The organism is Streptomyces sp. NPDC085931, assembly GCF_044540565.1.
GTDB lineage: Bacteria > Actinomycetota > Actinomycetes > Streptomycetales > Streptomycetaceae > Streptomyces.
This window is the reverse complement of the sequence record NZ_JBITSK010000002.1, coordinates 1-20,249: the sequence shown is the minus strand read 5'-3', so window position 1 is coordinate 20,249 and position 20,249 is coordinate 1. Positions and strand designations below refer to the sequence as shown.

Annotated in this window: 18 protein-coding genes; 13 read left to right on the top strand and 5 right to left on the bottom strand. The window is 71.1% G+C overall.

Annotated features, from left to right (window positions below; translation table 11 throughout):
- Positions 1–52: 52 nt before the first annotated feature.
- Complete coding sequence (locus ACIGAN_RS03555; protein ID WP_365099076.1) at positions 53–1,036, bottom strand: NAD-dependent epimerase/dehydratase family protein; 984 nt, start codon at positions 1,034–1,036, stop codon at positions 53–55.
- A gap of 187 nt (positions 1,037–1,223) precedes the next feature.
- Here ACIGAN_RS03555 and ACIGAN_RS03550 point away from each other — a divergent pair, with 187 nt between their 5' ends.
- Complete coding sequence (locus ACIGAN_RS03550; RefSeq protein WP_365099075.1) at positions 1,224–1,832, top strand: dTDP-4-dehydrorhamnose 3,5-epimerase family protein; 609 nt, start codon at positions 1,224–1,226, stop codon at positions 1,830–1,832.
- A gap of 48 nt (positions 1,833–1,880) precedes the next feature.
- A complete protein-coding gene (locus ACIGAN_RS03545) occupies positions 1,881–3,113 on the top strand; it encodes a macrolide family glycosyltransferase (RefSeq protein ID WP_399854645.1) in 1,233 nt (410 codons plus the stop codon).
- Between the two features lie 89 nt (positions 3,114–3,202).
- On the opposite strand, the gene rfbH is transcribed toward ACIGAN_RS03545, so the two are convergent.
- The gene (rfbH, locus tag ACIGAN_RS03540) at positions 3,203–4,504 is read right to left on the bottom strand and encodes a lipopolysaccharide biosynthesis protein RfbH (RefSeq protein ID WP_365098002.1); all 1,302 of its coding nucleotides are present in this window, start codon (positions 4,502–4,504) and stop codon (positions 3,203–3,205) included.
- Between the two features lie 260 nt (positions 4,505–4,764).
- Between rfbH and ACIGAN_RS03535 the strand changes: the two genes are divergently transcribed.
- Together ACIGAN_RS03535 and ACIGAN_RS03530 are read left to right on the top strand one after the other, a co-directional pair.
- Positions 4,765–6,120 carry an acyltransferase gene (locus ACIGAN_RS03535; RefSeq protein ID WP_399854644.1) on the top strand — a complete coding sequence of 452 codons (1,356 nt, stop codon included), beginning with the start codon at positions 4,765–4,767 and terminating at the stop codon, positions 6,118–6,120.
- 89 nt (positions 6,121–6,209) lie between these two features.
- On the top strand, positions 6,210–6,836 hold the full coding sequence (locus ACIGAN_RS03530; RefSeq protein WP_399854643.1) for a haloacid dehalogenase: 627 nt from the start codon (positions 6,210–6,212) through the stop codon (positions 6,834–6,836).
- 207 nt (positions 6,837–7,043) lie between these two features.
- Here the strand turns inward: ACIGAN_RS03530 and ACIGAN_RS03525 are convergent, their stop codons facing one another.
- Positions 7,044–7,853, bottom strand: a complete 810-nt coding sequence (locus tag ACIGAN_RS03525; RefSeq protein ID WP_399854642.1) for an alpha/beta fold hydrolase — start codon at positions 7,851–7,853, stop codon at positions 7,044–7,046.
- Positions 7,854–8,063: 210 nt separating this feature from the next.
- On the opposite strand from ACIGAN_RS03525, the gene tap reads away from it, so the two are divergent.
- The 6 genes from tap to ACIGAN_RS03495 all read left to right on the top strand — a co-directional run bounded on the left by tap (position 8,064) and on the right by ACIGAN_RS03495 (position 14,119).
- A complete protein-coding gene (gene tap / locus ACIGAN_RS03520) occupies positions 8,064–10,316 on the top strand; it encodes a telomere-associated protein Tap (protein WP_399854641.1) in 2,253 nt (750 codons plus the stop codon).
- Between the two features lie 12 nt (positions 10,317–10,328).
- Positions 10,329–10,886, top strand: a complete 558-nt coding sequence (gene tpg, locus ACIGAN_RS03515) for a telomere-protecting terminal protein Tpg (RefSeq protein WP_365098011.1) — start codon at positions 10,329–10,331, stop codon at positions 10,884–10,886.
- A 107-nt stretch (positions 10,887–10,993) separates the two neighbouring features.
- Positions 10,994–11,446, top strand: a complete 453-nt coding sequence (locus tag ACIGAN_RS03510; protein ID WP_399854640.1) for an FAD-dependent oxidoreductase — start codon at positions 10,994–10,996, stop codon at positions 11,444–11,446.
- Between the two features lie 124 nt (positions 11,447–11,570).
- Positions 11,571–11,831, top strand: a complete 261-nt coding sequence (locus ACIGAN_RS03505; protein WP_399854639.1) for a WhiB family transcriptional regulator — start codon at positions 11,571–11,573, stop codon at positions 11,829–11,831.
- A 377-nt stretch (positions 11,832–12,208) separates the two neighbouring features.
- Positions 12,209–13,384, top strand: a complete 1,176-nt coding sequence (locus ACIGAN_RS03500; protein WP_399854638.1) for a glutamate--cysteine ligase — start codon at positions 12,209–12,211, stop codon at positions 13,382–13,384.
- A gap of 198 nt (positions 13,385–13,582) precedes the next feature.
- Positions 13,583–14,119, top strand: coding sequence for a Dps family protein (locus tag ACIGAN_RS03495; RefSeq protein WP_399855315.1), 537 nt, complete (start codon positions 13,583–13,585; stop codon positions 14,117–14,119).
- A gap of 283 nt (positions 14,120–14,402) precedes the next feature.
- Here ACIGAN_RS03495 and ACIGAN_RS03490 read toward each other — a convergent pair whose 3' ends face one another.
- Both ACIGAN_RS03490 and ACIGAN_RS03485 read right to left on the bottom strand, forming a co-directional pair.
- Positions 14,403–15,665, bottom strand: a complete 1,263-nt coding sequence (locus ACIGAN_RS03490; protein ID WP_399854637.1) for a VanZ family protein — start codon at positions 15,663–15,665, stop codon at positions 14,403–14,405.
- 1,058 nt (positions 15,666–16,723) lie between these two features.
- A complete protein-coding gene (locus ACIGAN_RS03485; protein WP_399854636.1) occupies positions 16,724–17,575 on the bottom strand; it encodes a LysR substrate-binding domain-containing protein in 852 nt (283 codons plus the stop codon).
- An 81-nt stretch (positions 17,576–17,656) separates the two neighbouring features.
- On the opposite strand from ACIGAN_RS03485, the gene ACIGAN_RS03480 reads away from it, so the two are divergent.
- The 3 genes from ACIGAN_RS03480 to ACIGAN_RS03470 all read left to right on the top strand — a co-directional run bounded on the left by ACIGAN_RS03480 (position 17,657) and on the right by ACIGAN_RS03470 (position 19,526).
- On the top strand, positions 17,657–18,151 hold the full coding sequence (locus ACIGAN_RS03480) for a cupin domain-containing protein (protein ID WP_399855313.1): 495 nt from the start codon (positions 17,657–17,659) through the stop codon (positions 18,149–18,151).
- A 171-nt stretch (positions 18,152–18,322) separates the two neighbouring features.
- Positions 18,323–18,682: a DoxX family protein gene (locus tag ACIGAN_RS03475; protein WP_365744111.1), complete on the top strand. Its 360-nt coding sequence runs from the start codon at positions 18,323–18,325 to the stop codon at positions 18,680–18,682.
- 232 nt (positions 18,683–18,914) lie between these two features.
- The gene (locus ACIGAN_RS03470; protein WP_399854635.1) at positions 18,915–19,526 is read left to right on the top strand and encodes a cadmium resistance transporter; all 612 of its coding nucleotides are present in this window, start codon (positions 18,915–18,917) and stop codon (positions 19,524–19,526) included.
- Positions 19,527–20,249 lie beyond the last annotated feature (723 nt).

Sequence of the window (20,249 nt, the reverse complement as noted above, 5' to 3'; positions counted from 1 at the left end):
CCCCATGCCGACGGCGCGACGGCACGCCCCGGTGCCCCGGGCGCCGGGGCGGTCACTCCTGCCGCGCCGCGGCCCGCCACAGGTCCTCCACCATGTCCCGGGGGGTGCGCCGCGGCTCCCAGCCGAGCACCGCGCGCGCGGCCGAGACGTCCACCCCCGTCCAGTCGTTGTCCGCGGCCGGACGCAGCTCCGCCGTGCCCCGCTCCACCAGCGTGGCCCGCCGGCCGCTGATCTTGAGCAGCAGATCGACCATGTCCCGGACGTGCTGCGAGGTGCCGCTGGCGATGTTCAGCACCCGGCCCGAGGCGTCGGGCGCCCGCAGCGCCGCGACCACGGCGCGCGAGACGTCCAGCGCGTCGACGAAGTCACGGCTGCTGCGCAGGGGCGAGACCCGTACCTGCGCCGGCGCCCCGTCCTCGCCGCCGGCCAGCAACTGCGCGGCCACCTGACCGAGCAGGCTCGCCCTGGGAGTGCCGGCGCCGATGACGTTCGACAGCCGCAGCACCACCGCGTCCGCGTCCCCGGCCCGCACGGCCCGCAGAACCGCCCGGCTGCCCATCAGCTTGGTCCGCCCGTAGTCGGAGACCGGCTCCTCCGGCGACGACTCCGTCAGCCACACCCCGTGCGGCTGCGGCGCGTACTCGTGCACCGACCCGAGCTGGATCAGCCGCGGCCGCACCCCGGAGGCGGCGAGCGCCGCGAGCAGCCGGTCGACGAGCAACTCGTTGTTGCGGCGCATCCCCTCGGCATCGGGGGACCACACCTCACCGGCGGCGTTCACGATCGCCACGGGCCGTTCCGTCCCGATCAGCCGGGTCAGCGCCTCCGGGTCGCCGTGCGCCAGGTCCATCGGCCGGAACCGCCAGGACGCCGGGGTCTTGAGCGGGCGGCGCGCGACGGCGAGGATCTCGTACCCGGCCGCCTCCAGCGCCGCTCCCACGTGCCCGCCGACGAAACCGGTCGCTCCGAGGACGACCACCCGACCGGACCCGGGACCCGGCCCGTCCGGTCGTCCCCGGACACCGACCTCCGTCATGCCGCTCTCCTCCCGGGCCCGCCGAGGCGTGCCCGTCCGTCTCCGCAACCCGCGACGCGGACGCGCGGGGCTCGGCAGCCACCTTGGCACCCGCCGGTCCAGGATCCCTCGAGGCTCCGTCGACCCGATCCGTTCGCGGCCGGTCCTGGATCGGTCCTCGACCGGGGTTGCCTACGGTGCTGTCACCATGAAGGTTCGAGAGATGGCCGTGCCGGACGCGTACCACATCACCCCGCGTCACCTGCGTGACGCGCGCGGCAGCTTCTACGAGTCGTTCCGGCACGACCGGCTGGCCGAGGAGATCGGCCGCCCCGTGCCCGTCGCGCAGGTGAACTACTCGGTCTCGCGCCGCCACACCCTGCGCGGGCTGCACGGGACACTGCTCCCACCGGGACAGGCCAAGGTCGTGTGCGTGGTGCGGGGCGTGGTCCTCGACATCGTCGTCGACCTGCGCGTCGGCTCGCCGACCTGGGGCGTCTACGAGGTGAACGAGCTGTCCGCCGAGACCGGCGAGACCCTGTTCGTCGCCGAGGGCCTGGTCCACGGCTTCCTCGCGCTCACCGACGACACCTGCGTGTCGTATCTGTGCTCCACCGAGTTCGTGCCCGGCACCCAGGTGGACATCGACCCCTTCGACCCCGAACTCGACCTGCCCTGGGGCCTGTCGGAGGCGCCGCTGATGTCGGCCAAGGACTCCTCGGCCATCTCCGTCGCCGAGGCCCGCCGGGCCGGGATCCTGGCGGGGTACGAGGAGTGCCTGGCGCACTACGCGGCGCTCCGCGAGGCCGCCCGCTGATCACGGCCGGCCGCGGCCCCGCCGTCCGCCCGACCCCTAGGAGAGCCGATGCCGCCCGGCACCCCCGCACCCCGCCTGCACTACGCCCTGCTGCTCTTCGCGGACTTCGGTCACATCGCCCCCACGCTGGGCGTGAGCCGCGAGCTGCTGAACCGCGGACACCGCGTCTCCTACGTCGTCGACGAGAAGTTCGCCGCCACCGTCGAGGAGATCGGCGCGCAGGCCGTCACCTACACCTCCGCCCGCGGCGACTTCTACCGTGCGGCCGACCCCACCCCGGACCGGCTCGCCGAGGACGGCTACGCCCTGCTCGTCGACACCGTGCGCACCGTCTTCCCCACGGCCATGGAGGCGTTCACCGCCGACCCGCCCGACGTCGTCCTGTACGACTTCGAGACGGTCGCCGCCGGCCGGGTCGCCGCCCGGGTGCTGGACGCGGTGCCGGTGCAGCTGTGCCCGAGCCACGCGGCCAACGAGTCGTTCTCGATGCGCGCCCAGATGTGGGGCGCCGACCACCCGGTGATGGCCCGGGGCGCCAAGGTGATGGTCGACTTCATGGCTGAGCACGGCATCGGCCTCGACGAGATGACCCGCTACGGCGCCGAGTGGGACCGGCGCAACCTGGTGTTCCTGCCCCGGGCCTTCCAGATCGAGGGCGACAGCTTCGACGACCGGTTCGCCTTCGTCGGCCCCACCTTCGCCGAGCCCGCCCCCGGCTCCGGCCGGTGGTCGCCGCCCGCCGACGGCCGGCGCGTGGCGCTAGTGTCCCTGGGGACCGAGGCGGGGGACCGGGGCGACTTCTTCCGGCTGTGCGCGGAGGCGTTCGACCCGGCCGACTGGCACGTGGTGATGACCCTCGGGCGCGGCAGCGATCCGCGGGCGCTGGGGCCGCTGCCCGCGCACGTCGAGGCGCACCCCTGGCTGCCGCACCCGCTGGTCCTGCCGCACGCCGACGTCTTCGTCTGCCACGCCGGCATGGGCAGCCTCATGGAGGCCCTGTACTACGGGACGCCCGTGGTGGCACTGCCCCGTGCCCACGAACTGGTGTTGAGCGCTGAGCAGTTGGAGCGGTGCGGCGTCGGCCGCTCGCTGACCCGGTCCGGACTGACCGCACCCGCTCTCGCCGCCGCGGTGGCCGGCCTGCTCGCCGACCCCGAGACGCCCGCCGCGCTCGCCCGCATGCGGGAGGCGGTCCGTACGGCCGGTGGCGCCGCCCGGGCCGCCGACCTGCTGGAGACCTGGGCCGCCGCCGACCGCCACGCGGTCCGGGCCGCCGGCTGAACACCCCCGCGCTTCCCGCGCGCGCCCGCCCGTGGGTCCCCGGCACCGGTGCCGGGGACCCACGGGCGGACAAGGGGAGGGGTGTGGCGTCAGTGCGGCAGCGTCACGTACTCGCTCACCGTGTTGATGCTGTGGTCGATCATCTCGTCGGTCAGACCCGGGTAGACGCCGATCCAGAACGTGCACTCGGTGGTGATGTCACTGTTCGTGAGCGGCCCGCTGACCCGGAACTCCCGCCCCTCGTACGCGGGGTGGCGGGTGAGGTTGCCCGCGAAGAAGCGCCGGGTGGCGACCTTGCTGGACTCCAGGTGATCGATGAGCGCACCCGGCGCGAAGGGCGCGTCGGGGCGCACGGTGATGGCGAACCCGAACCAGCTGGGGTCGCTGCCCTCGGTGGCTTCGGGCAGCAGCAGGTGCGGCAGCCCGTCCAGCCCTTCCCGCAGCCGGGCCCAGTTCCGCCTGCGCGCGGCACCGAACTCCTCGATACGACCGAGCTGCTGGAGTCCGAGTGCCGCTGCCACGTCGGTCGACTTCAGGTTGTAGCCCACGTGGGAGAAGATGTACTTGTGGTCGTAGCCCGGGGGGAGCGACCCCATCTGATGCTCGAAACGCTTGAAGCACCGGTTGTCCTCGCCCGGCTCGCACCAGCAGTCCCGCCCCCAGTCGCGCATCGACTCCACGATCCGGGCCAGCACCAGGTTGTCGGTCAGCACACAGCCGCCCTCGCCCATCGTGATGTGGTGCGCGGGGTAGAAGCTCTCCGTCGCCAGGTCGCCGAAGGTGCCGGTCAGCTGCCCGCCGTACGTGCTGCCCAGGGCGTCGCAGTTGTCCTCGATGAGGAACAGACCCCTGTCCTGGGCCAGTTGGGCGATCTCCCGCACCGGGAACGGGTTGCCCAGCGCGTGCGCCATCATGATCGCCCGGGTGCGCGGGCCGATCGCCTGCTCCACCCGCTCGAACGAGGCGTTGTACGTGCCCAGTTCCACGTCGACGAACACCGGCACCAGGCCGTTCTGCAGGATCGGGTTGACCGTCGTGGGAAAGCCGGCGGCCACCGTGATCACCTCGTCGCCGGGCCGCAGGCGGTCCTCGCCCAGCTGGGGCGACGTCAGCGAGCTGAGCGCCAGCAGGTTCGCCGAGGAACCCGAGTTGGTCAGATGCGCCTTGCGCAGGCCGAAGTACTTCGCCAGTGACCGTTCCAGCCGACGTGTGCTGACACCTGCGGCGATCCGCAGGTCGAGGGCCGCCTCGACCAGGGCCACGCGGTCGTCCTCGGTGAGCACGGCGCCGGAGGCCTGCACGGGGGTGACCCCCGGCACGAACCCCGACGAGACGCTGGAGCGGTGGTATTCGCGAACCAGATCGAGGATTTCGGTCTTGTCGTACCCCATCGGCTGATGGCCTCCTGTGTGTGCCGGTGGGGACGAGACGTACGGCCGGCTCGCAGTCGAAGCGGGTCCCCACGCCCGTATCGATCGATCGGGGGATCCCAGACCAGCACGCGGGCGCACCCGTGGGCCAGCGCTGCTGGACAACTCTAGGGATCCACCAAAAGGCACGCCGCTCGCCGGGTCTAGGGATTTCCTCGCCCTGTACCGGTGAGGCTGGAGCGTCCGGCCACCGCCCTCCGACCGACCATCTGGAGACGATCATGAAACGCGGCCCCGCGGAAGGTGACGCCGACCGTACCGTGCTCCTGCGCTCCGGAGCGGCCAGTGGCGAACGCGTCCGGCTGAGCGTCTACGACCTGATGACCGGCACCTTCGCCACGGCCCGTACCTTCTACTACCGGCAGCGCCTGGACGCCGCCGCCCTGCGGGAGTCGCTGCGCCGGACCCTCGTGCACTACCCCCTGCTCACCGGGCGCCTCGAACGGGACACGGACGGCGGCCTGAGCGTCGTCTGCAACGACGCCGGTGCCGTGTTCGCCGAAGACCACCGCGACCGGCCCATGCCCGACTACGGCCCCGGCCGGTCGGCCAGGACCGATCTGCGTCACTACGTCCACTCCGTCAACCCCTTCCGGGTCGTCGGTCACGACACCCCGCTGCTGACGGTCAAGGTGACGCACCTGCGTGGCGGCTCCGTCCTCGGCGTCACGATCAACCACAGCCTGGTCGACGGCGGCGCATACCTCGACTTCCTCCTGCACTGGTCGCGCACGCACCGAGGGCTGGACCATCCGGCGCCGTGCCACGACCGCGCCCTCCTGGACGGCCTCGCCGCCGGCACACCACCCGCTCCGGACGACCCGCAGTACACGGTGGTCACCGGACGGGGCAAGTTCGCCTTCCTCTGGCGGGTCAACGCGCGCGCCCGCCGCATCCAGACCCTCACCACCCGATTCTCCGCGGCGGAGGTCCTGGCGCTGCGGGACACCGCACGCACCGGAGGCGACGGCACCCGGGCGTCCAGCGGTGACGCCCTCAGCGCCCATGTGTGGCGGGTCCTGGGCCGGCTGCGCGACCGGGACCCGGAGGCGACGGAGCGACTGGGCATCGTGGTCGGTCTGCGCACCGCGCTGGCGGACCGGCTGCCGCACGGGTACTGGGGCAACGCGGTCTCCAACACCACCGCCGCACTGCCGGCCCGTGCGCTGCGCGAGGAACCCCTGGCGCACACCGCGTCAGCGGTCCGTGAGGCCCTCGACCGTGTCACCGAGCGCCGGATCAGCGAGGAGACCGCGTTCCTGGAGGCGCAGCGGCGCGCGGGCCGGACGAACCGGGTACTCAGCCGCATGGCCCTGGACGCCTTCGAAGGCACCGTCGCCCTCAACAACGTCAGCCGGCTGCCGGTGTACGCGATCGACTTCGGCGCCGGCCGGCCGTTCTGGTTCGAGTACCCCGCGATCCCCATCCCGTGGACCGTCCTCATCACCCCCACACCGGACGACGACCACAGCCGCGACGTGCACCTCAGCATCCCCCGCGAGGCGGCCGAGGCTCTGCGCACCACCGAGTGGTCACGACGCCTGCACCCCGCGGAACACACGCGTGAACGCCCCTGAACCGCCTGCCCGTCCGTGCACGCTTTGCGGAGCCATCGTGCACATTTCCGCAGGGGGCGCGCCCACGATGGCATGATTGAATCGTGTTCATGGTCGATCACGTCGGCGCCGTCTTCTTCTCCCTGGACTGCGTCCTGATGCCGGGACGAACCCTGACCCATGTCGTCGAGGAGCGTCTCGGCCTGCGCGCGCCCACGACCCCGGCCGAGCCGGCCGACGCGCGCCCCGACGCCGCCCGCTGGGCCGGAGTGTCCGAGGACGCGCTGCGCGCCGAACTGGAGGATCTCGCGCCGCTCCCCGGCGTCCAGGAGACCACCGACTGGTGCTGGCGCAGCGGACTGGTCCCGGTCGCCCTGTCCCTCACCTGGACGCCGATCGCCGCTCACCTGGCCGACCGGTTCGGCTTCCACTCCTACTCGGGCCGGCCCCTGGAGGTCAGGTCAGGCCACTTCACCGGCCGCGCCTCCGCCCCGGTGCGGGTCATGACACAACGCGATTTCGCGGTCCGACGGGCCGGCGAACTCGGTGTGCCTCTCACCGACTGCGCCGCCGTCGGGGCGTGCCCCGCCGAAGGCCCGCTCTTCGACGTGGTGGGCATCGGCATCGCCTTCAACGCTCCGGACGACGTCCGCGCCTTGGCGACCACGGCCGCGGACGGCGACGACCTCCGTACGATCATCCCCGCACTGGAGCGGCTGACCGCCCGGACGAGGTAGCGCACGTCCGCACGGCCCACCTTGCTCACCGCCGCCGTTCGCGTCCGTGCCGGAGTTCGGGCCGACCAGGACGCGGACCGGATCGTTCGGATGCGGACAGGAAGCGCAGGGCGGAGCCGGTCACGTGGACGCCCGACGGGTCAGCAAGCACGCAAAGCGTCTGGTGGAGCCGCTTCGCTGGTCGAAAACCCATCTGTCAAGGGCTCGTCAGCCTGTCAGTCCCTTGCAGGGCCTGCTCGATATGCCGGGCCAGGCTCCCGGGGTCCTGCGCGTGCGCGAGGTGGCCCAGGCCGGGCATGGTGACCACGCGGGCCGGGGCAGGGCCGACGCGAACGCGGCGAACGCGTCACCGTAGGGCGGGACGCCCTCGTTCTCGGCGCCGAGCAGCAGGGTGACGGGCCGATCGAGCTTGCCCAGCTCCCGCAGGTCGGCACGGTGGCGGTTCAGGGCCGTCAGCTCCCCGGCCAGCGGGGCGGCCAGGCGCCGGAGCGCCTCCCAGGCGGGGCTCCGGCGCAGACGTGCCACGTACTCCTGGGAGAACCCGGACACCTCGCGGTTCACGATCTCCACGGCGCGGTCCAGATCGCCGGCCTCGTCGGCCTCCTGCAGGGCGCCGAGCACGTGGTGGCCGAAGGGCCGTGCGACGGGTTCGTAGAGGACGAGGGAGTGCACGGCTGCGGGGCGCCGCGCCGCCGTCTCCAGCGCGATGAGCCCACCGAAGCTCCAGCCGAACAGATCCAGCCCCTGCTCCCCGTCCTCGGCGGCGACGATCTCGTCCAGCACACGGTCCAGGTCGTCGATCTCGGTGCACACCGAGTAGTCCGCGCCGAGCTCTCCGCTGGGCCGGCGTCCGCGCCGGTTCAGCACGTAGACCGGTCCGGCCGGCTCCAGCGCGTCCACGACGGGCTGCCAGGCGGCGGCGTCGGCCATGACCCCCGGCACGATGAGCAGGGGCCTGCCCGTGCCATCCCGCCGGGTCAGGGTGATCCGGACACCGTCGCGTTCTGTCTCAAGCACGGTGGTGACCTCCCCGGCTAGCCCTTGTACCCGCGGACGCGTCCACACCGTATCCGCGATGAGATGGCCCGGCGGTGGGCGATGGCACTTTCCGGCCATCGAGAGACTTCCCGAGCGCCTTGGGCTCCAGACCAGGCACCTCACCCGGACCAGGCCGCGTACGGAAGCTGTACGCAATCCGTACGGTAGGGTGAGCGGCGGAGGTGTGGCATGTCCGATTTGTTCGATGCGGTCGACGCCTTGGTCGCGTCCCGCGCTGCGCTGCCGCCGGTGCAGGAGCGCAAGCGACTGCGGCAGGCTCACGGCCTGACGCTGGACGAGGTGGCCGCCGCGTTGCAGGTGCGTCGCGCGACGGTGTCCGGCTGGGAGTCGGTGAGGAAGCCGGTCGAGCCGCGTGGACCGGAGCGGGAGGCGTACGCACGGCTGCTGAACCGGCTCGCGGAGCTTTACCCCGCCCCCGCCCCGCCCGCCACGGCGCCGGTCGGCAACGACCCCGAGCCGGCGGAACAGCCGCAACCGGCAACACCGGCCCCGAACACAGCACCCTCCACAGGACAGGCAAACACTCAGCCCATCCTCGAGTCCGTCGCGCCCGCCGAACACTCCACGCCCGCCGCGCCCGCCGAACGCTCCGCGCCCCGTCCTGCACGCACCGCCAGTAGCGTGGCGATGCCGCGCGGCTCTGCTCCGCGGAAAACCGCCTCGGCCGCTGCCCCGGCGAGGACTTCCGACGGACGTTTCGAGAACGGTCCGCTCGCGGTGATCGATGTCGACGCCGACGGCCGGGTCCTCGCGTATTGCACGGGCGGCCTGGTCCTGGACGTGCCTGCGAAGAGCGTCCCGGCGCTGGTGGAGTGGACGCTGTCGGAGGCAAAGCTGGGACAGCCGAGGCTGTCCGGCCCGGGCAAGGACGCCGACCCGCTGCTCGTGCTCACCGAAGCCGCGCTGAAGCGCTACGGCCTGCCCGTCGCCCTCACGAACGAGGAGCGGCTCGCCGGGCGGCTCCCGGAGGGCCACAAGGTCGTCAAGCAGTTGGCGCGTGCGGAGTGGAAGCTGACCAAGCGCGGGCTGGGGCCGTGGGCGCGAATCTACCGCCCGGCCAGCGGTTCAGAACGGGCGTGCGTGCAGCTGTGCATCCCGTCCTGGCACGCGCTCGACGCCCGGCACTGGGGCAACGCCGCGCAACTGCCGCCGGCGGAACTCGCCCGGGTGCTGGGCGTCTACGCCTCCCGAGTGATGACACCGCGCGGCTCCACCGCCGTGACCGGCCTGGAACTGATGACCGCCCTGCACCCACCGACCCGCGCCTCCGAGCCCGACGCCGTTGGCCGCCGGCACTCCGAGCACAACCCCGGTTCCCTGGGCAAGGACCCGGTCGACTGCGCCCCGTGCGAGGCCCCGGACGGCCACCCGCTGCTCGCGGATCTGCCGCGCTTCCAGGTCCGCGGCCCCGCGGAGAAGCTGTTCGAGGAGGCCTACGACTGGGCACGGCCCATGACCGACGACGAGTGCACCCTGCGGCACCTGGTCGGCATCGACGTGAACATGGCCTTCGCCGCCGGCGCCAACGGCCTCATCGTCGGCCTCGGCGAGCCGACCCACGTCAAGCAGCCGGTCTTCGACGCGAAGCTGCCCGGCTCATGGCTGGTCGACCTCTCCCACGTCGACCTGTCGAAGGTGAAGATCGGCAAGGACAAGTGGGCGGACCTGGACGGCGACCTGCTGCCCAGCCCCTTCACCCCGAAGGGCGACCGTCCCGAAGGCCCGGCCTGGTACGCGACCCCCACCGTCGCCTACGCCCAAGAGCTCGGTTACGAGGTGCGCCCGATCGAGGCCTACGTCCGCCACGACCACGGCCGCTACCTGGACGGCTGGTACCAGCGCCTGCGCGACGCCTACCTGGCCACGATGGCCGACCTCGGCGTGCACGCCGACATGGCACCGGCCGACTTCCTGGCGGCGATGGACGGCTACCGACAGCGGGACCCGGAGCTGGCGATCGTCGTGTCGGCGATCAAGGCCACGGTCAAGGGCGGTCTGGGCAAACTGCGCGAACGCCCCCGCGGTGAGGGCTGGCGCCCCGGCCGGCCCTGGCGGGCACTGTCTCGCCCCACCTGGCGGCCGGACATCCGCGCCGCGGTCATCTCCCGCACCCGCGTCAACCTGCACCGCAAGATCGTCAAGCACGCGGCGTTCACCGGCCAGTACCCGATCGCGATCCTCTCCGACTGCGTCGTCTACGCGGCCGACGGCACCAGCCCGCTGGACTTCCTGCCCTACCGCGACGGCAAGCCGCTGCCCGGCGGCTTCAAGCTCGGCGTCAACCCCGGCCTGGTCAAGCACGAAGGCACCCAGAGCGTCCTGTGGGGCGAGGAGGTCCGCGAACGCTTCGACGCGCCGGAGCTCAACCTCGCCCGCTACATCAAGGACGGCACCGTCACCGACATCGACAACGGCGAGTAGGGGAGAGCGACGATGAGCCTGTTCGGTGACGGCCTGGAAGCCGCGGTGCAGAAGGCTTTCACCCGCCCGGCACCCAAAACCGCGCCCGCCCAGATGCGCTACCTGGTCAAACAGCTCAAGAGCACCCGAGCGGTCGCGCAGATGCTGCGCATCTCCCAGCGCACTGTCGAGCGCTATGTGAAGAACCAGATCAGGAAGCCGCGCCCGGACCTCGCCGCCCGGCTGGAGCGCGAGGTGACCAGGCGGTGGCAGCCGCAGGTCAGGGCCAGGGCGCGGCAGAGAGCGGCGACGACCGGGGGCATCGTCATCGACACGCGCGCCCGGATCGGCTACACCGCACCGATCGGCACGACCGACGACGCCCGCCTCAGGCACCTGACCGTCGCGCTGCCGCCGCAGTACGCAGCCCGCCTCTTCGACGCCCAACAGGCTGGCGCCGCCGACCAGCAACTGCAGCAGATCGCCGCCGAAGGCCTCAAGGAGATGTACTTCCAGGACGGCGGCCGCCGCGCCGGTGACCTGGAGGAGATCCGCTTCACCGACATCGAGCACATCGAATTCGACTTGTGAACAGCGCGTGCTGCCGACCGACCCCCGGCGCCGGCCCGACACGGTGGCCTTGCTGCTGTCCGGGCTGTTCGTCCGAGCACGCGATGTGGCTGCGCTGGCCGTGCACGGTGCCCGCGACGGACCGTGTCCGGCCCCGTGCGCTCAAGCACGCGCCTGGTCACACCACGCGCTCCGCGCTCGCCGAGGCCGGATTCTCCGAGACGTTCATCGAGGGCTTCTTCCGGCCGTTCGTGTCGGGCGTCTTCCTGGAGTACGCACTGGAGACCGCAAGCCGGGTGTTCCACCCGGTCTGGCGCAGCATGCTGCGAGGCTCCCTGTGCCTGCGGACCTTCGGCATGCAGTGCCTCCCGCGCGCTCTGGTCGCCGCGCTCCCCGAGGGCACCGTCCGGCTCGGCTTGCTGATCGACCGGATCGCGGAAGCGAGCGTGATCACGGCGGACGGCACAGAGTTCTCGGCCCGGGCGGTCGTGGTGGCTACGGGCGTCGGCGCGGCCGCGAAGCTGGTGTCCGGCCTGGACGTGCCCGCGCACCGGACAGGTCACCACGTAATACCCGTATAGACGGAAAATCCGCCTATAGTCATCCAGTCGTATCGGGCACTAGCATGGCGCTCACCTCTGCCGGGACCGCGGTGTGTGCTGCCGCGGCGACACCGACGTGCCGGTCGGCTGCTGGAGGTGCGGTATGGCGCGCTCACTCGCGTCCTGGAACGTTGACATCGGCTGGCACGCGCAGGCGTTGTGCGTGGGGGAGGATCCCGAGCTGTTCTTCCCCCTGGTGGAGACCGCGGCGGCCGCGGCTCCGGCCCGCGCGGTGTGCAGACGCTGCCCCGTGCTGATCGACTGCCGCGACTGGGCCGTCCGCCACGGCGAGACGGACGGCGTCTGGGGTGCCACCACCCCCAGTCAGCGGCGGGCGCTGCGCCGCGCGGCCCTGGACAGCTGACCGCAGCGACACCGCCGTTTTCCCTGCATGCGGCACGAGCGACATCACACGCGACCCCTCCAGCGGGGCGGGCTGAGCGGCCAGAACGCCGTTGAGGGGACCAAGGAACGTGTACGGGGACCAGACGAAGAAGTCCGCACCGCCGTTGCCTTCTCCCGTGGAGTACTGCCCCCGCTTGGAAACGGGGCGTGCGGGCGCGTCGGCGATCGCGTCGATGACGGGCCGCGGCGTCTGTGTGCCCGGGCCCGTCGAAGTGGACGGCCCGGCGGCCAGCGCCGACACCTGAGGACGACCCACCCCGACCCCGACGACGATGCCCCCCGACGTCCGTCAACCCCATCCGCTCTCCCGCCACTTTCTGAGACAGTGTCATCACTATGAGCAGTCAACCTCGCAGCGAGACGGCTCCGGTGGACGCCCCCGAGCCGCTCCGCCCCTCCGCACCCGGCCCCGTTCCGGAACCGCTCACCGTCGGGATCGAGGAAGAACTCCTCCTCATCGACCCGGCCGGCAGGGCTCCGAGCCCTCACGGACCCGAGTTGGTCGAGGCGGCGACGGACGCCCTCGGCGACCGGGTGAGCACCGAGCTGACCCGTTACCAAGTCGAACTGCGCACCCACCCGCACAGGTGCCTGAAGGAGGCCGACGACCAGATCCGTAGCAGCAGAACGACAGCCGCCCGCGTCGCCGCCCGGCTCGGACTACGCCTCGCCTCCACCGGCACACCCGTGCACGGCCAGGCGAACCCCGTACCCATGACTCCCGGCGCCCGCTACGCACGGAGCACCGCCCACTTCCGCGCCCTGGACGACGAACAGATCGTGTGCGCCTGCCACGTGCACGTCGGTGTTCCCGACCCCCGTGACGCCGTCCACGTCAGCAATCATCTGCGGCCCTGGCTGCCGACGTTGACGGCCCTGGCGGCCAACTCCCCCTTCTGGGACGGCAGGGACACCGGGTACGCCAGCTGGCGTACCACCACCTGGGGGCGCTGGCCCGTGGCCGGCCCGCCCCCTTACTTCGAGTCCCCCGCCCACTTCGAGGACCTCGTCCACACCCTCATCGAAGCGGAGGGTCTCATCGACCGGGGAGGCCTGTACTGGGACGTGCGTCCCTCGCACCACCTGCCCACCATCGAGGTCCGGGTCGCCGACGCCGCGTTGACCCCCGACGACACGCTCGTGCTGGGCGCCGTCGTCAGGGCTCTGACGGCCACCGCCCTCGCCGCCGTCCGGGCCGGCGAGCCGGCCCCGCGCCCGTCACCGGAAGTCCTGCGCGCGGCCTGCTGGCGCGCGGCCCGAGACGGGCTGTCGGGCCAGGGCATCGATCCGGTCACCGGGCGCCTGATGCCCCAGGCCTCCCTGGTCGAACGACTGCTGAACACCATCGCCCCGGCGCTCCGCCGGCACGACGACCTCGACCTCGTACGTGAGCAGTGGCGGCGCCTGAGGGCCGAGGGAAACGGCGCCGACCGCCAGCGCGCGGCCCACCGGCGGCGCGGCAGCACGGATGACGTCGTCGACTACCTCGTCTCGGCCACCTGCCCGCAGTGAAGGGAACGCCGTGCCCCGCGCTGGCCGGACGGTCCACCGGGCTGCACGGCGCCGGGGCACGGCGGAATCCGTACGGCTGTCCTGGAGGGGCAGGCGAGCCGGGGCGGTGGTTGCCTGATCGGAAGGACGTTCATCCGCCGGCAGGAGAAAGGTACGGTCGTGGCTTCTGAGCCCTCCCTCCACTACACCGTCCCGGGCATGTCCGCCCAGGACAGTTCCGAGATCATCGAGCTGCTCCAGCGGCGGCTGCACTCGCTGAACGATCTGCACCTGACGCTCAAGCACATCCACTGGAACGTCGTCGGTCCGCACTTCATCGCGGTGCACGAGATGCTCGACCCGCAGGTCGAGCAGGTACGGTCCATGACCGACGACCTGGCCGAACGGATCTCCACCCTCGGCGGTGTCCCGCAGGGCACGCCAGGAGCACTCGTCGCCGACCGCACCTGGGACGACTACTCCATCGGCAGGGCGGAGGCCATCGAGCACCTGGGCGCTCTCGACGTGGTCTACACCCGCCTCATCGAGGATCACCGTGAGGCGATGGAAGCGACCGAGTCATCCGACCCCGTCACGCAGGACATCCTCATCGAGCAACTGCGCGGACTGGAACTGTTCCAGTGGTTCGTCCGCGCCCATCTGGAGAGCAGCGGAGGGCGCCTGAGCACAGCCGACGCCAGGACGGAACAGGCGGCCGCCGACCAGGCCGCCGAACAGGCCCGCCGACAGCCCTGAGACGAGACCCCGGCAGCCTTGAGCGGAACCCTCGGGCGGCGGCGGACGTCTCGGAGGAACGCATGGGCATCGCCTCCACCGCCTACGCAGAAAATGAAGTCCACTGGGACCGTTCGAGGTCCTGCTCGGCGGCGACGAGAGCACGGCTGGTGGCGGATCGGTCCCCGAGCATCGCGAGCGCGCCCGCACGTGGCAGGCGGAGCAGTGCGCGGCCGGCCGGCCGGCTCGTTGTTCTGGCTGTTCTGGCTGAGGAAAGCGGGCTCCGTAGCGGCGTTGCCGCCGTTCATGCGCGTTCCTCGGTGACGCTCGTCGGCGCGGAGTGCGGCCGCCGGCCGACTTGTCCAGTCGTCCCTCCTCGCCGGGCGTTGGCGTGCGGCAGAGCCTCATTGCGCACTCCGGAGAGGGTCTCGTGGAGGCCGAGGCCCTCCGGGTGCCTGCGGACGGCCCCCGCGTACAGGACGATGAGGGCCAGGCAGGGCAGCGGGGCCAGGAGCATGGCGAGCCCTTCGACCGGGGCTGCCGCCATCGAGTGGGCCACGTCCCGGTAACCGACTCCACCAGTGATCTGAATGAGGACGGAAGGGTCGGCGGCGGCGTTCGGCAGGGTCGCCATGGCGATGACGCACAAGACGCCGAAGGGCAGACCGAGCGCCGCTGTGCGCAGTGCGAGCGCACCGTACCCCGGCCTGCCGCCACTCCTCGTGACGAGCTTCAGCAGCAGGACGTGCTTGCCGGGAGTAGCGCCGCTCCACCGCGGCACCATCACGAACCACAGGGCCCAGACGACGGGCGGGACCCACAGCACAGCGTCGGCCCCCGCGCCGAGGTAGACGATTGCGGCGACCGCTCCGGTGAGGAGGGCGGCACCCGTCATGTCCAGCAGCAGGGCCACCAGGCGGCGTCCGAACGGGATCCTGGTCAGTTCCAGCACGCGGTCGTCGAGGGTGCTCAAGGCCGGCAGAGCGCGGGCAAGGGGCCCGGCAGCCGCCCACCCGAGTGTCGCTCCCGCTGTGTTGGCGATGAGGTCGTCCACTGCGAAGAGGCGGTACGGGCACGCGTACACACCCCACAGTCCCGTGAACTGGGTGAGTTCGAAGAGCAGCGACCCGGCTAGTCCTGCCACGGTGGCGGCGATCAGCCCCCTGCGGAAGTGAATCCGCACGAAGACTCCGAGCGGGAGCAGCAGGAGGAGGTTGAAAACAGTCTGCCAGAAGGCCGAGTTGTCGAGCACCAGAGCGTTGAGGGTGACGCGGTGGTGTGCCTCCTTCCAGATGTCCGCAAAGGCCACGCCGGGCATGAACTGCGGCTGGGCGAAAGAGGGGTACTTGACGCAGACGTCCACCGACCGGGAAGGAAGCGGCACTATCGTCAGGCACAGGGCGGTGAGGGCGTAGTACACGCCCCCGTACAGCGAGAGCACACGCCAGCGGGTCATGACTCCGTGTCGCCGGTAGATCGCGACGGCTGTCGGAACGAATATCAGGAGCGCGAGTCCCGGGAACAGCAGAGCGGCCGTGCGGATCGGCAGCAGGTAAACGTCCGTCATGCGCGGCCACTATACACACGACGTATACGTGGCGAGTATAGTGACTGTGCGTACTCGAACGCGGCGAAAACTTGGCGTAGCGCAGCACCTCCGACCAGGATCCCGCGACCCCCTGGGCGAAGGTCTCCCAGACAGGGAACCCCCGCGAGGAACATCCGCTCCCGCACCGTCGACCTGACGATCGCTGGTCCATGGTGCGCCGGCCGATGATGGCGGCGATGACGTCGGGGTGGCTGGTGGCGGTAGCTTCCCGGCCAGATCTGCTTAAGCCGCATGGCGCCCGGCCCGGTGCATCCAGGTCCCCGAGTGCCCTGGCCTGCGACGGGCGCGGGGCGCGCGGACCGGGACCGTGGTCACACCCACTCAGGGCGCACCGGTATCGAGAGAACACGGTGGACCTCGACACCGGGCGCCTGGAGTCCGGCACGCTCGCCGACTACCTCGTGCCCGCGAACGCCGACGTCCCCTACATCGACGTGCACCTGCTCGGCCGGCCCGACCCTGTCCCTACCGGTCCGCTGGGCGACGGCAGCAAGGATGTCGGGACCAGGAGTCTCGGCGCCCGCGCTCTCGGGGAGATCGGCACGGTGGGCTCGGCGGCCGGGACCGTCGTCGCCTTCAAGAAGCCGCGCTCGCCGCGCGAGAACCTGACTGCGAGGATGCTGCGCGAGATCGAGGTGGCGCAGCAGCTCGGCACCAACCGCCAGATGATGCCGGTCCTCGACTTCAGCCCGCGTGCCGAGTGGTCGTCATGCCGATGGCCGAGAGCACCGCCGAACGCTTCCAGCCCGCCTCCAGCCCTGACCTGCACCACGATCCGGCCGCTCTGCGGGCCTCGGTCGACGCGGTCGCCTCCGCCCTGGCCGAGCCCACCGCCTGGACTACCTGCACCGCGGCATCAAGCCTGCCAGGCCACACCGGACCCGGCTCGCCGTCCTCACAGCCCTGTGGCTCTATTCACGAGCAGCGACACAAGGTATTCACCATCTCCGAAGGCGGCCTCGAGGGCTGCAGCGTTTCGCATTGTTCACGAGCTGCGGCAGCGCCATTGCCGATCCTCACTGGCGGTACACGGCTGTCGCGATCTTGATCAATGATCGGGTCAACGGGTTGGTGTCTCCTTCGTTACGAACCGCCACCACTCGGCTCGGTGCCATGTCGACCAGCGGCACCACGCTGAACTCCGCGGGCAGGTCGTGTCCGAGCGGGGCCAGGCCGACCGTGCCGTTCCACAGCACAGCCTGCAGGCATTCCTGGACGGAGCGCACCACTGGGCCCTCCCGCGGCCTGCCACCGTTCCAGTACGACTGCCAGACGGGGTCTGTGCCCTGCGGGAACTGGAACCACCGGCGGTCGCGCAGCTCGGCCAGCCGCAGCTCATCGGGGCGGGCCAGCGGATCGTCGGCGCGCAGGACCACACCGACCGGATCGGTCCGCAGCGTACGCACCGTCAGGGCGGTCTCGTCGAACGGCGCCCGGGTGAGGGCGACGTCGACCACTCCAGCGCGCAATCCGCACGTCGGGTCAGTCAGATCGGTGTCGCGGATGCGGATGTCGACTCCGGGGTGGTTTCGGCGGTAGGCCGCGGCCAGCCTGGCCACTCCCGGGTCGGTGCCGTCGCCCAGGATGCCGACGGTGATAGTCGCGACGCCGGCTGCCGCGCTCACACGTACCCCGACGCGGTCGGCGTGGTCGAGCAGGGCTCGTGCCTCGTCGAGCAGCACCGCGCCCACTGGAGTGAGCCTGACGCCGGTGGGCGAGCGGGCGAAGAGCAGGGCCCCGACCTCGGCTTCCAACTGTTTGATCGCCCGGCTCAGCGGCGGCTGACTCATATGCAGTCGGGTGGCGGCCCGGCCGAAATGGAGTTCCTCGGCGACCGCCACGAAGTAGCGCAAGGTCCGTAGCTCCACGCTGCAACGATACCCATGAGGTATCGGCCCCGCTGAATGGGTCTTGGACACCGGCGCGGTCCCGGCGGTGCACTCGTGACCATGACCGAAAAAGCGAAGACCAGCGAGCCGCAGGCCGACCCCGCCGTATCGGTGGTGGGTCCCCACGACGGCGAGACGCTCGTTCTGGGCACCACGCGCATGCGCGTACTGGAGGACGGCAGCCACACCGGGCACCGCCTGGCGATCGCCGAGTCCGTCCTCGCCCCGCACACGCAGGGTCCGCCGCAGCACCGCCATGGCCAACACGACGAAGGCTTCTATGTCCTCTCCGGCACCGTGCGATTCACCGTCGGGGACGAGGACTACGACGCCACTGCGGGGACGCTCGTCATGGTTCCGCCCGGCACCCCGCACACCTTCGCCAACCTGACCGACCAACCCGCCGTCATGCTCAGCACATTCACCCCCGACCTGTATGTGCAGTACTTCCGAGACCTCCATGAGGTGCTCGCATCCGGGCAGCCGCTGACGCCACAGGTCAACATCGACACCATGAGCCGCTACGCGACACAGCCCGCGACCGACCTCGGCTGAAGTCGGCGGGACGGAACGGCCCGGCCGCCCTCCTTCCGGCCTCCGGAGCCGTGACGCTCCCGCCTTCCGCGTCCGAACCCTCGGACGACGGACCGGCCGTCTCCATGTCCTTCCCTGGCACTCGACGCAATCGACAGGACCCCGCGAACCGGGGCCGCGTGAACGGAAACCATGAACATCGCCTACTGGATCGTCGCGGGACTGCTCGCGCTCTTCTACTTCTACGCAGGCACGCTGAAGGTGATCCGCAGCCGCGATCAACTCCGACCGATGATGGCTTGGGTCGACCGTGTTCCCCTGCCCGCCCTCAGGGCGCTGGGGGCGGTCGAAATACTCGGCGCGGTCGGTCTGGTCCTACCACCGCTGACCGGTACCGCTCCTTGGCTGGCATCGGCCGCAGCCATCGGTTTCGTACTTCTGCAGACCGGTGCGATCGCCGTTCACCTGACCGGAGAAGACCGCAGGATCACACTCAATGTCGCACTCACCGCCACCGCGGCCGTGACCGTCTGGTTGGCCACCATGCCGTGATCGCGGCTACGTCCTCCACCGGCGGAGGCGACTGCCCGGCCAGCCGCCTCACGTCTCACCAACCCCGGCGAGCTGCCGGCCATGCCGGAGCCGGAGGAGGAGCCGAGCCAGATCCTCGACCTCACGGCCGCCCCGACCCAGTACGTTCATAAGGCGCAGGCCGACCGCGACGCTGAGGTATGGGCTCTCGGTAGCGTTTTGGGACACCCGCGTCGAAGGGGAGTACCCACTCGTGGACCTGGGCATCATCGGGCAGGCAGCCGGACTGTTCGCCGTCACCAACATCGACGACATCCTGATCCTGGCGCTGTTCTTCGCCCAGGGCGCCGGCCACCCCGGCTGCACCCGCCGGATCGTGCTGGGCCAGTATCTGGGCTTCGCCGCGATCCTCGCCGTGGCCGTGGCCGCCGCCTTCGGCGCCACCTTCCTGCCCGAGTCCGCCATCCCCTGCCTCGGCCTGCTGCCGCTCGCCCTGGGCCTCAAGGCTGCCTGGCAGGCATGGAAGGACCATCGAGACGGGGACGGGGACGGGGACGAGGAGGCAGAACCGACCAGGGCGGGTGGGCCGAGCCCGCTGGAGGTCGCCGCAGTCACCTTCGCCAACGGCGGCGACAACATCGGCGTCTACGTGCCCGTCTTCGCCACCGCCGGCATCGGTGGCATGACGGTGTACGCAACGGTGTTCCTTGTGTTGGTGGCCGTGTGGTGCTTCGCGGGCAGGTTCTTCGCCACCCGACCCGTCGTCGCACAGGCCCTCGCCCGATGGGGCCACGTTCTGCTGCCCCTGGTCCTGATCGCCATCGGCCTGCTCATCCTCATCGAGGGCGGCGCCTTCGGCCTGTAGAGCTGGCCTGCGCGTCGTCCGCTTCGACTACGACCGCTCGCCCATGCCGTCAGCGCGGCGAAGTCGTCGACAGCAAGGCCGCATCGGGGGTCGATCCGGTGCAGTAGGGCCGGACCATCGTGGTGTTCCTTCACCCAGGTGCGATCCGCCTCTGTGATCTCGTCGTCGATCCAGGCGAACGCCCGACCCTTGGCCCACGCGACGATCTCCGGCGTCTTCCAGAACACACCGCCGCCGGGCTGGGCCCGCGGTGAGGACCAGGCAATGAAGGGCACCTCGGGCAGTCCCAGGACCGGCGCGACGAAAGTGTCGGCTTTCTGCCATGTCGTTGACCACACCAGGTCGCAGAGAAGCGCGTGCAAGGCCGGGCCGTGATTCAGGTTGTGCCACACGCGCAGCGGTTTCACCGGCTTGTTCGGCAGCCCCCACTCAGTCAGCCGACGCCGCTCGGCGGCCTCCCGGCGAGGTGTCAGCACCGGGCTAAGCCCTCAAAAGTCCAGCGAGCTGATCACCGCATCACGGTGCGAGGACGCGGGCCGGTGCGCAACGGCCGGCCGTGGAGCCTGCCTCCGGAGGACCGCGTGCTCCTGTTGCCGCCTACTGATGGACAAACCTGACCCTGCGTCAACTAGTGCCGCATCAGGCAACGTTCGCCCTGGGTGGTCTGCGACGATGACTCCATGGACGAAGAGGTCATTCCCATTCTTCGCGTCGAGGACGCTG